The following is an 11,954-nucleotide window of genomic DNA, read 5'->3' as shown; positions in this document are numbered from 1 at the left end:
ATTAGCTTAGCGTACATGAATTTCGACCGCAAAGATCTAAGTAATGACACACTGCTGAATTTTTACAAAGCATTAGTGTGGCCGAGATTAATAGAAGAAAAGATGTTGGTGCTGTTGCGCCAGGGGCGTATTGGCAAATGGTTCTCAGGTATCGGGCAGGAAGCAATAGCAGTTGGCGCCACCCTGGCCATGAACCCCGACGAATATATATTACCCATGCACCGAAACCTTGGTGTATTCACCAGCAGAAACATTCCGCTTTTTAACCTGATGGCCCAATGGCAGGGAAAGGCAGCCGGTTTCACAAAGGGGCGCGACCGCTCTTTCCATTTCGGTTCGCAGCAGCATAAAATAGTCGGGATGATCTCGCACCTGGGTCCGCAGATGGCGGTGGCTACCGGAATTGCTTTGGCCGATAAACTGCAGGGCAGAAACAAGGCTACACTTGTTTTTACGGGTGAGGGTGCTACCAGCGAGGGTGATTTCCATGAAGCAATTAACGTTGCAGCCGTTTGGAATCTGCCTGTCATATTTTTGATAGAGAATAATGGCTATGCTTTATCTACACCCATAACCGAACAATATAAATGCGAAAGCCTTGCCGACCGTGCAAAAGGTTATGGCATTGAAGGCCGCCAGATTGATGGTAATAACCTGTTAGAAGTTTATCATACCGTGAAAGAGCTGGCAACAAGTATACGCCAGCAGCCAAGGCCTGTGCTTATTGAGTGCATGACCTTCCGCCGTCGCGGGCATGAGGAAGCATCAGGTACCAAATATGTTCCGCAGCATTTAATGGATACCTGGAAATCAAAGGATCCGGTGAGCAGTTATGAGAAATACCTGATAGCTGAACGGATTTTGCAGCCTAAATGGGTAAGCTACACGCTTAACGATTTTATCCCAAAAATTGAAGCCGAAGTGGAGCGGGCATTGAATGAACCTGATATTGTATCGGATATACAAACCGAAGTAAACGATATGTACCGTCCGTATACGCCACAACTTGCAAACGGTACCGGCGAACATGTTCAAAAGCGTTATATGGATGCCATAAGCGACGGTTTAAGGCTATCTATGCAGAAACACCCGAACCTTATACTAATGGGCCAGGACATTGCAGAATATGGCGGTGTTTTTAAAATCACAGATGGCTTTGTGCAGGAGTTTGGTGCATATAGGGTACGTAATACGCCGCTATGCGAGTCGGCCATTGTGGGCGCTGGTTTAGGGCTATCTATCAACGGCTATAAATCGGTTATTGAAATGCAGTTCGCCGATTTTGTGACCGAAGGCTTTAACCAGATTGTAAATAACCTTGCCAAAACGCATTACCGCTGGGGGCAAAATGCCGATGTTGTGATCCGGATGCCGGCAGGTGCGGGTACCGGCGCAGGGCCGTTTCATTCGCAGACTAACGAAGCCTGGTTTACTAAAACGCCGGGATTAAAAGTAGTATACCCGTCTACCCCTGCTGATGCAAAAGGGTTGTTAATGGCCGCTATTGATGACCCCAACCCGGTCATTTACTTTGAGCATAAATATTTGTACCGCACATTGCATGATGAAGTTCCCGAAGGCGAATACACCGTTGAGATAGGTAAAGCTCGTGTGGTAGAGGAAGGCACAGATGTAAGTATTATTACTTATGGTATGGGCGTACACTGGTCTTTGCAATATGCAGCTAAGCATCCCGAAATATCTGTAGAGATCATTGACCTGCGTAGTTTACAGCCCTGGGATAAGGAAACTGCGATAGCCAGCGTTAAAAAAACAGGCCGGGCAATAGTGGTGCATGAAGATACATTGACCAGCGGCTTCGGTGCAGAAATTGTAGCAACATTAACAGAGCATTGTTTCCGTTATATAGATGCCCCAATTATGCGCTGTGCAAGCCTGGATACTGCCGTTCCTATGGATTTGGGGTTGGAAAGGCAGTTTTTAGCCAGTTCAAGGCTTGAAACAGCAATGAGTGTTTTATTAAAGTATTAGAGGAGACATAAGCCATAAAGGCTTATGTCAAAAATATCTTCTCTTTAATTTCAGGAATAATACCCTTCTCCAATGCGGTATCAAACATCAGCTGAATAGCTTTACGGCCTTCAACGCCTAAGTCGACAGAATATTTGTTTACGTACAGATCAATGTGTTTGTACATTACTTCTTCGCTCATTTCCTGTGCATGTGAACGTATGTACTCAAGTCCCGATTTTGGATTGGCAAAGGCATATTCTACCGATTTGCGCACCAGGCGATTTACTTTAAGCTGCACATCTAACGGCAATTTACGGTTAACAACAATACCTCCTAACGGTATAGCACAGCCAGTTTGCTTCTCCCAGTAGTCGCCCAAATCAATGATCTTTTTAAGCCCTTTGTCCTGGTAGGTAAAGCGGTTTTCGTGGATGATCAACCCAGCATCAATTTTACCGGAAATAACGGCATCTTCAATTTCAGAGAAAACCATGATCTCTTTGTTAGTTGCTTCGGGAAATGCCAGGCCCAATAAAAAGTTGGCAGTAGTGTATTTGCCCGGTATGCCTATTTTAAGTTTTGGAACAATTCCGAAAATATCAGTTACCTCACCAATTCCATCCTCTCCTTGAAATGTTCGATCTGGTTTATCTATAAACCTTTCAAAAGGGGGTTTATAGATTAGCATAGGCCCTACGCCAAATCCTAAGGCGCTGCCAGCATCTAATAAGGCATATTTATCTACTACGTATGCAAACGCATGATAACTTAATTTAGTAATATCCGGTTCGCCGCGAAAAGCTTTATGGTTCAGCGTTTCCACGTCGTCGTAAAAAGGCTCAAACTCCAGTCCTTCGGTATCAATTTTACCGTGGATCAGCGCATCAAAAATAAAAGTATCGTTAGGGCAAGGCGAAAAGCCGAGAGTTAGTTTCATAGATTATGAGTTAAGAGTAAAAAGCTAAAAGTTCAAAGTACTTTTTACTTTCAACTTTTAACGTTCAACCTGGATATCACATTACCGGCAAAGGTATTCAGATTTTTAACGGCCAGCCCAATCTTCCATGCATCGCGGTTACGTTTCTCTACATAATTTGACACAGCCCTGATCTGCACACAGTTTACCTCGGCTTGTTTACAAGCATAAAACACAGCTGCACCTTCCATACTTTCTAATTGTGGCTGTATCCGGCTTAAGGTTTTTTCTATCGAGGCCTCGTTACCATGCACCTTGTTTACAGTAATAGCGCCTACCTGCTTTATATTAAGAAATGGGTGGCGTGACGGGTGAAATGTAATATCGCCAAAGCCCAGCTGTTTAAGGCTGATGAAATCTGCATCATCCTCGGCGCCAAGCTCGGCAAAGGTATCCTCAATAACTTCCACTACTTCGCCAAGTTCAATGCTGCGGTCGAAACTACCTGCAATACCCAGATTCAGTACGATGTCATACGTATTTGCGGCAAGCTGGCGGCCTAATGCATATGCGGTAGCAACCATACCTACCCCTGTAATCAGTATCTCGTACGTATTGCCTTCAATTGTAAATTGAAGGTCGTTGCCCGCTAGCTCAACAGTGCCGTTGTCCTCTTCGGTACTCCAGGCGCCAGAATGTGCCTCGAGTGTTTCAATTAGCGGTGCAATTTCAGCCCCGGTGGCTGCTACAACTAATACGCGCATGGTATAAATATTTGATGACTAAGATAAAACAACCCTCGTGTTTTTGTTTTGTATATTTGCACCAATTTTTATTATGATGATATATATAACGCGCAGAGAGCATTTTAATGCCGCACACCGGATGTACCGTGAGGAGTGGAGCGCTGAAAAAAATCAGGAAATGTTTGGTAAATGTGCGAACCCTAACTGGCACGGGCACAATTATAATTTGTTTGTAACTGTAAAGGGCGAAATAACGCACGCTACAGGCTACCTGATGGATTTAAAAGACCTTAAAAAAATTATTAATGAATATGTGATCGATAAGCTCGACCACATGAACATTAATAAAGATGTTGAGTTTATGCAGGGCAAAATGGCATCGACCGAATTGCTGTGTATTGAAATTTTTAACCAGCTTAAAGCACCTATTGAAGCTTATGAAGGCGTGTTTCTGCACTCTGTAAAGCTGGCCGAGACGGAAAACAATTATGCCGAGTATTTTGGCGATTAAATAACCTATGGATCACGACGAAAACATACCTGACCGCGATGCGGGTATTAATGGCTACCAGAAAATAGACCGTTATAACCCTGAACTGATTAACAGCCTAAGCGGACATTATAAAGAAGTATTACAACTTATTGGCGAAACGCCGGAACGTGAAGGTTTACTTAAAACACCTGAACGTATGGCAAAAGCCATGTTATATCTAACACATGGCTATGACCTTAATGCTAAAGAGATCCTTACTTCGGCCATGTTTAAGGAAGAGTACAGCCAGATGGTAGTGGTAAAAGATATTGAGGTATACTCGATGTGCGAACACCACATGCTGCCGTTTTTTGGCAAGGCACATATTGCGTACATTCCTAATGGCTATGTAGTTGGTTTAAGTAAGATTCCCCGTATTGTTGATGTGTTTTCGCGCAGGTTACAGGTACAGGAAAGGCTTACCAATGAGATACGCGACTGTATACAGGAAACATTACAGCCGATAGGCGTAGGTGTGGTAATAGAATGCCGCCACCTTTGCATGAGCATGCGTGGTGTACAGAAACAAAATTCGGTTACAACAACATCAGCTTTTACCGGCGAGTTTTTGAAAGAGAAAACCCGTACCGAGTTTCTAAATCTGATCTCGAGTAAGCTGTCTTAATAGAAACGAGAGACCAGAAACGAGAAACAAGGGCCAAGAATCAAGATATAAGACCACACAATCGTCATTGCGAGGAGTAGCTAAATATTAATCATTCAAAATTCACTAAATCACTCACTGAATTGAAAGCATACATTTTCCCCGGTCAGGGTGCCCAGTTTATTGGCATGGGTAAAGACCTTTACGAACAATCAGAACAAGCCCGCGCATTATTTGAGCAGGCCAATGATATTTTAGGTTTCCGCATTACCGATATTATGTTTGGCGGCACCGACGAAGAACTGAAACAAACCAGCGTTACCCAGCCTGCTATTTTCTTACATTCTGTAATTTTAGCTAAAACACTGGGCGAAGACTTTAAACCGGAGATGGTAGCCGGCCACTCTTTAGGCGAGTTTTCTGCCTTGGTTGCTGCCGGTGCTTTATCATTTGAAGATGGCCTGCGCCTGGTAGCGGCTCGTGCTAATGCGATGCAAAAAGCCTGCGAGATACAGCCTTCAACTATGGCGGCAGTATTAGGCCTTGATGATTTTACCGTTGAAGATATTTGCCATCAGGTAAGCGATGTGGTGGTTCCGGCTAATTACAATTGCCCGGGCCAGTTAGTGATATCAGGCACTATTGCAGGTGTTGATCTGGCTTGCGAAAAACTGTTAGCCGCAGGTGCTAAACGCGCATTGAAACTAAACGTAGGTGGTGCATTCCATTCGCCGTTAATGGAAGCGGCACGTGTAGAATTGGAAGCGGCTATAGTTGCTACTGAAATACAAGAGCCTGTTTGCCCTATCTATCAAAATATTGATGCCAAGCCATATAAAGATCCTCAGCACATTAAGCACAATTTAATTGCGCAATTAACCGGCGCTGTTCGTTGGACACAAACGGTAAAGCATATGTTAGAAGACGGTGCAACTTCGTTTACAGAGGTTGGGCCCGGAAATGTATTGCAGGGTTTAGTGAAAAAAGTAGACCGCGCCATACCCACAAGCAGCGCAGTATTATCCTGATAAAATGTAAAAAGCCACAAACTAATGTGGCTTTTTTGTATTTAATAGTACATTTACGTTTAAACGCTACCTATTTTTCCGTTGACAGCCTTTGCTAAAATACGATTGCTGCTGGCATTGATATGCGCCAGCCTCTTACTTACAGCTATTGTTGTACAGCGAACTTATACCCCTACCAATAACTTAAAGCAAGCTGCCGAAACCCTTGAAGATGCACTGCAACAGAAAGAAGATTATATAAACAGCTTTTTAACCGACAGCACAAAATATAACTTTATAAAAAGGCTTTCTAAGAACGAGCATTCGAGTATTGCCTTTATAGATGATTTAACCAACAAAAAACGGATCTGGCTTACTACCATTTATGACGGAAAAATAACTTTTTGGTCTGGCATAAAGATCCTGCCTGAAAATGAGTATGCTATCAAAGAAGGGCGGTCTTTTATAAAGCGGGACAATGGCTACTATGAGGCCATCCGTCATACCGATGGCAAGTTTGCGGCCGTGTTTTTTATCCCTGTTAAGTCTGACTATAAACTGCAGAATAAATACCTTCAAAATATTTTCGAGCCGCAGCTTACCACAGACAGGAGCCTCGAACTTGCCGACTTTACCGATAAAAACGTTTACAACGTTCACAGCATTGATCATAAGTACCTGTTTTCTTTAAAACAGAAACCGCATAAGATCAGTCATCAGTTCTGGGTATTTGAAACCGTACTTTGGATACTTACGTTTTTATTTTTGTGCCTGTTTATTAATATGCTGTGCAATTACCTGGCACGGATAGGGCATTTGGGCTTCGCTATACTTTCTCTCATTGTTTTTATAATTCTTTTACGTTTCGTCAATATTTATTTCCACTGGCCCGGCTATGTATCAGATCTTGATATTTTCGATTCGCAATATTATTACGGTGGTGCGTTTTTTCCTTCGCTTGGCGATCTGTGTGTAAATCTGGCCATGCTGTGCTGGCTTGCCTCATTTATATATAGTTATCGTTTCAGGCTGGCAAAGCCGGTTCATGACAAAGCTAAAGGGTACTTTATCATAGTTGCAGTTGTTGCCATTCTGTTCATCTCACTTACAGGTTTTGTATCCATTTTCTACGATCTCATTGTCAATTCAAACATCAACTTTGATGTAAACAATGTGCTCGGCTTATCGGCCTACAGCTATGTTGGCATGCTGATGATCTGCGTGGCCTTCCTCATATTCGGGTTTGTAGATGAGATGCTGCTGGTGATTTTATCCAAAATCAAAATACCTGTAAAACATACCATATTGATTTTTGTGGCGGGTGTGATCATTGCTACAATTTTAAGCGGTATCAACAATCCGTTCAGCATATTCTACATCATTGCAGGTGCTATTATATTAATCAGAGGATATGTAGTATGGTACCGTAATGCAAAACTTAGTGCAGCTTCATTTATCGCCATAATCATTTTAAGCGCTTTTTTGGCCTCTGTTAAGCTTAATTACTTTCAAAAGGTACGTGAGCATGAAAACCGCAAAACACTGATGAAAAAGCTTGAGGCTGCGGACGACCCAAATGCGGATATGATTTTCAGGCGTATCGACAAACAGATTGTAAACGACCCTTACCTGATCAAGTATCTGCTTAATAAAGACCACCCCGAAAGCAGCAGCTACCTGCGTATATATTTTAAAAAGAATTATTTCGATGGCTATTTGTCAAAGTATGACTTTAAGATCTATGAGTTTAATACCAAGGGGCTGTCGTTGTCAGATGATAAGCACCTGATACTTGACAACTTTAAAGATATGGTGCTTTACAGTGCCTTTAAAGTATCTAACTACTTCTACCGCGAAAACGACTCGTTTGGTTTCCAGAGTTATTTTGGCCTGCTGCCTATTTATTACAACAATCAGAATTTAGGCACATTTGTTATTGCCCTTAAATCTAAGCCGCTGCAGTATACCAATTCTTTCCCCGAATTGCTGGTCGACAGCCGGATAAAGATGACTAATGATCTGAAAGATTATTCTTATGCCTTTTATAGCGATAACATGTTGTTAAGCCAAAGCGGCCAGTATGTATATAGCCTAAAGAATAACGAATTTAATGCTCCGGCCAAGCAGTTCGCTTTTAAAACTACTACAGAGAACAATGCCCCCTGGTATCATTTCTTTACCAACTACAATCATTTGGTATACCGTGTAAGTTCGCGAAGGGTGATTGTACTCAGTAAACCCGAATTTCCGATCATATACGGCGCTACATCGTTGGCGTTCTTTTTTGTATTTATACTGCTCTTTAACGCAATTGTTATGGCTGTACGCTGGATATGGGGCCGGCTTAAGCTTATTAATATTGAGGGTGATGAAATAAAATGGACCTTTCGTCTTAATCTGGACAGGATACTCTATAAAACGCGAATCCAGTTTTCGATGATATTTGCGGTAGTGGTTACCATGATATTTGTAGGGATTATCACCTATCTGTCTATCACTACCCAATACCAGGAGCAGCAGGATGCATCAATTACAGAGCGTATCACACGTATAGCTTCGGCATTTGAAAATCATATAGATGAGCAGACCGACTTTCAGGATCACGAAACCCAGGTAACATTTAATGCCTTTGCCGATGCTTATTCTACCGACCTGAGCCTTTTTGACCGAAACGGTAAATTATTATACACCACTCAACCCAAAATATATTCGCAAGGGCTATTGCGACCCCGCATGAATGCTTCGGCATTTATTTATCTCAACAAGCTTCAAAAATCAGAGTATGTAAATAAGGAGCAGATCGGTAACCTTCGCTACAAATCAGGCTATGCCCCTATCAGAAACTCTAATAACGAGACCATTGCCTTTTTACAATTGCCTTTCTTTTCTAATGAGGCAGAGTATACCGAGCGTATAGGCTCACTGCTTAACGCCATGATCAATGTGTACGCACTGGTATTTATTTTCATAGGTATTTTTGCAATTGTAGTAGCGCAGCAAATTACAGCGCCTTTAAGCTTTATACAGCATACGTTGAGCCGTACTATTTATGGTCGTAAAAATGAGCCTATTATATGGCGCCGTAATGATGAGATTGGTGCGCTGGTAAGAGAGTATAACAATATGATTGCTGCGCTGGAGAACAGTGCCAACAAACTGGCGCAGTCTGAAAGAGAAAGTGCATGGCGCGAAATGGCCAAACAGGTAGCGCATGAGATTAAAAACCCGCTTACGCCTTTAAAACTTGGCTTGCAGTTGCTCGAAAAATCGTGGAAGGATAATGATCCTAAATTTAACTCCAAGTTCGAGCGTTTCAGTAAGTCGTTTGTGGAACAGATAGAAAGCCTGTCGCAAATTGCTTCCGAGTTTTCCGCATTTGCAAAAATGCCTGAAACCCGCATGCAAAGGCTTGACGTTTTTGATATGCTGATGCAGGCAGTAACTATATTTAAGCAAATGGATGGTGTATCCATCAACATGGAAACACCTGATGATCATTTCTTTATTATTGCCGACCGCGATCAGCTTTTACGCTGCTTTAATAACCTGCTTAAAAATGCTATTGAGGCCATCCCGCCCGGCCGTCCTGGTGAAATAGATATAAATTATACTATTACACACGATGCTATTTTAATTAAGATTCAGGATAATGGCAACGGTATTCCTGAAGACCTGCGCACTAAGATATTCGAGCCTAACTTTACCACAAAAAGTTCGGGTACAGGCCTGGGGCTGGCATTTGTTAAAAATTCTATTGAAAATGCCGGTGGTAAGGTATGGTTTGAAACAGAACTTGAAAAAGGCACCACATTCTATCTTAACCTGCCTAAAGCAAAAGAACAGTAGCCTCATTCATCGCGCTTTGATTGTAAGCAATGTGTTGCATTAACAGTGAATTAATATCAATTATCTACTTTGCAATGGTTTCGGTTATCCCTACAATATCATGCAAAGAAGATCAGCCTTAAAAAACATCGGTGGTTTATTAATTGCGCCATCGCTTTCATTCAATCTATCAAACAGTAAAAGGAAAGCATTGCGCATAGCACACATCACTGATGTACATCTTAAAAACCAGTTTGATGCACCGGCACGATTTACAAAGTGTTTAAAGCATTTGCAGCAGCAAACGCCAAAGGTTGATTTCATTCTGAACGGCGGCGATATCGTCTTTGATATGAACAAGGAAAATATCGATACCATTAATGGCCAATGGAAATTGTACAAAAATGTTTTTCAGTCAGAATGCAGCCTGCCCGTTCATTACTGCTTAGGCAACCATGATATATGGTGGAACGAGGATGATAAAGGACAGGCCATTTATGGCAAAAAGTACTCGATGGATCAGCTTGGTTTAACTAAGCCATACTACAGCTTTGAAAAAGCCGGGTGGAAATTTATTATTCTTGACAGCGTTCATCTGGATATTGACAACACTTGGTATATTGGCAAACTTGGCGATGAGCAGTTCAGCTGGCTTGAGCAGGAACTGAAGAATACAGATCCGGCAAAGCCTGTTTTGGTACTATCACATATCCCGATATTAACAGCTACCAACCTGATAGAAGATAATATTGTAAATAAATGGGTAATGCTGGGTGGCGATATGCATACAGATACGGCCAAGATCATCAACCTGTTCTATCATCACCCGAATGTTAAATTATGTTTGAGCGGGCATATCCATTTACGTGAAAAACTGGTTTACAACAACGTTACTTACATATGCAATGGCGCGGTAAGCGGTGCCTGGTGGGAGGGCAACCGTCGCGAGACCAAACCTGGTTATGGAGTGATTGACCTTTATGATGATGGCTCTTTCGAGGAGGCTTACATCAATTATTAAGCTTAGAAAGCATCATTTAAGCCCAGGAAGAAGCCCCTGTTACCGTAACGGCCCCATGCATAGTCGAGGCAAAGATTAGTACGTGTAGCTTTGTTAAACAATACGCGTAAGCCGCCGCCACCGCCGGGCTGCCATTTTTCAAAGATGCGGGTATTAATACCATCATTGGCGGTTTGCAAACTGCCAAAGGCAACACCGCTTAAAAATTTATTGTTGAGGATGGGGAAACGATATTCTAACTCCATATCGTGGTATTTAGTACCCTTAAAGTAACCAGCAGTATAGCCACGCCCGCTGCGAAAGCTGCCATCTTTACCAGTACCGGGCAACTCAAGGTATGGAACGGATCCGCTAAGCAGGTATGAACCCCATGTCCAGAAAGCAATCACATGTTCAGGATGGGTTGATGACAGGCTCCAGTATTTTCTAAAGTCTACCGTAAATTGTAAGTCGTTTTTCGAACTCCCTATAAACGTTTGATTGGTGCGTATGCCAATATCGGTATAAATGCCCTTATAAGCACGGTTGGGGTTATCACGTGTGTTGTACTGCACGTTAAATAAAAATCCGTTGGCGGCATAATGATCGTTGTCAAATCCGTACCTGGCATTATAAACATTGTAAGGGCTTAACGGATTTTCAGTGCCTTTTTGTTCAATCTCCGAACGCATATCAAACGATAGACCGGCACCTACAAACAAGCCTTTCTCTACTTCTTTATAAACCTTTTCGCGGATGTTGAAATAGTAAGAATTGTAAGCATAACCTTTACGGCCAGGGTTGGTAAGCGCCTTGTCTAAAGCGTTGCCATTATCGGCTACATTACCTATGCCCAGGCCAAAATCAGGCGTTACCGATTTTGATGCTACCAGGTTACCCTGAAAGTTGTAGGTATTGCCGGGTGTAAATACATTATGATTTAAATAGAAATAAATAATGCCTTTTGTAGTGATGGATGCAGAGGTGGCAGCTACAGACAAATAGGTACCAGGTATATTGCCCAATACACGGCCTGCCACCGCTTTAATACCCAGCTGAAAACCAATAGTTGGATTAGCCGATATATTAGGAACAACCGTAATTCCTGAAGATTTTTTCCTGACAGAATCCTGACGGCGCCCCGGATGGAAAATATCCTTAAATGCATCGCCAACATCGTACTGGCTGTTAAGTTCTGCTGCATTACGTTTGGCCAGTAACATTGCCCTTTGTACAGAATCTGTTTTCAAGGTATCAGTTGGCACCTGTTCCTGGGCATAACTGTAACCCGAGATACATACCAGCAAAACAGATGTTATAATTTGACAGAGCAGTTTGCCCCGGTAAAGC

Annotated in this window: 9 protein-coding genes; 6 read left to right on the top strand and 3 right to left on the bottom strand. The window is 42.4% G+C overall.

The genetic code is table 11. The annotated features are described in order from the left end of the window. The first annotated feature begins 15 nt into the window (after positions 1–15). Entirely contained in the window at positions 16–1,992 is a 1,977-nt protein-coding gene (locus tag PQ461_RS03255) for an alpha-ketoacid dehydrogenase subunit alpha/beta (RefSeq protein WP_274208202.1), read from the top strand. 22 nt (positions 1,993–2,014) lie between these two features. Here PQ461_RS03255 and PQ461_RS03250 read toward each other — a convergent pair whose 3' ends face one another. Beyond that, positions 2,015–2,911, bottom strand: a complete 897-nt coding sequence (locus PQ461_RS03250; protein ID WP_274208201.1) for a menaquinone biosynthesis family protein — start codon at positions 2,909–2,911, stop codon at positions 2,015–2,017. A gap of 50 nt (positions 2,912–2,961) precedes the next feature. Continuing rightward, positions 2,962–3,654 (bottom strand): futalosine hydrolase, encoded by a 693-nt coding sequence (mqnB, locus tag PQ461_RS03245; RefSeq protein ID WP_274208199.1) that lies wholly within the window; start codon positions 3,652–3,654, stop codon positions 2,962–2,964. Positions 3,655–3,730: 76 nt separating this feature from the next. Between mqnB and PQ461_RS03240 the strand changes: the two genes are divergently transcribed. The 5 genes from PQ461_RS03240 to PQ461_RS03220 all read left to right on the top strand — a co-directional run bounded on the left by PQ461_RS03240 (position 3,731) and on the right by PQ461_RS03220 (position 10,625). After that, complete coding sequence (locus PQ461_RS03240; protein WP_274303973.1) at positions 3,731–4,147, top strand: 6-pyruvoyl trahydropterin synthase family protein; 417 nt, start codon at positions 3,731–3,733, stop codon at positions 4,145–4,147. A 7-nt stretch (positions 4,148–4,154) separates the two neighbouring features. Next, a complete protein-coding gene (gene folE / locus PQ461_RS03235; RefSeq protein WP_274208198.1) occupies positions 4,155–4,793 on the top strand; it encodes a GTP cyclohydrolase I FolE in 639 nt (212 codons plus the stop codon). A gap of 122 nt (positions 4,794–4,915) precedes the next feature. Continuing rightward, positions 4,916–5,800, top strand: a complete 885-nt coding sequence (fabD, locus tag PQ461_RS03230) for an ACP S-malonyltransferase (RefSeq protein WP_274208197.1) — start codon at positions 4,916–4,918, stop codon at positions 5,798–5,800. A gap of 81 nt (positions 5,801–5,881) precedes the next feature. Then, positions 5,882–9,625, top strand: coding sequence for an ATP-binding protein (locus PQ461_RS03225; protein ID WP_274208196.1), 3,744 nt, complete (start codon positions 5,882–5,884; stop codon positions 9,623–9,625). Positions 9,626–9,725: 100 nt separating this feature from the next. Then, positions 9,726–10,625, top strand: coding sequence for a metallophosphoesterase family protein (locus PQ461_RS03220; protein ID WP_274208195.1), 900 nt, complete (start codon positions 9,726–9,728; stop codon positions 10,623–10,625). A gap of 2 nt (positions 10,626–10,627) precedes the next feature. Here the strand turns inward: PQ461_RS03220 and PQ461_RS03215 are convergent, their stop codons facing one another. Beyond that, positions 10,628–11,911: a BamA/TamA family outer membrane protein gene (locus tag PQ461_RS03215; protein ID WP_274208194.1), complete on the bottom strand. Its 1,284-nt coding sequence runs from the start codon at positions 11,909–11,911 to the stop codon at positions 10,628–10,630. Positions 11,912–11,954 lie beyond the last annotated feature (43 nt).

The organism is Mucilaginibacter sp. KACC 22063 (assembly GCF_028736115.1).
Classification (GTDB): domain Bacteria; phylum Bacteroidota; class Bacteroidia; order Sphingobacteriales; family Sphingobacteriaceae; genus Mucilaginibacter.
Note: the sequence above shows the minus strand (reverse complement) of the source record. Positions and strands in the feature narration are given on the sequence as shown.

Coding starts and splice junctions, on each gene's coding strand:
- PQ461_RS03255 (WP_274208202.1), top strand. CDS start 16: ATGAATTTCGACCGCAAAGATCTAAGTAATGACACACTGCTGAATTTT.
- PQ461_RS03250 (WP_274208201.1), bottom strand. CDS start 2,911: ATGAAACTAACTCTCGGCTTTTCGCCTTGCCCTAACGATACTTTTATT.
- mqnB (WP_274208199.1), bottom strand. CDS start 3,654: ATGCGCGTATTAGTTGTAGCAGCCACCGGGGCTGAAATTGCACCGCTA.
- PQ461_RS03240 (WP_274303973.1), top strand. CDS start 3,731: ATGATATATATAACGCGCAGAGAGCATTTTAATGCCGCACACCGGATG.
- folE (WP_274208198.1), top strand. CDS start 4,155: ATGGATCACGACGAAAACATACCTGACCGCGATGCGGGTATTAATGGC.
- PQ461_RS03220 (WP_274208195.1), top strand. CDS start 9,726: ATGCAAAGAAGATCAGCCTTAAAAAACATCGGTGGTTTATTAATTGCG.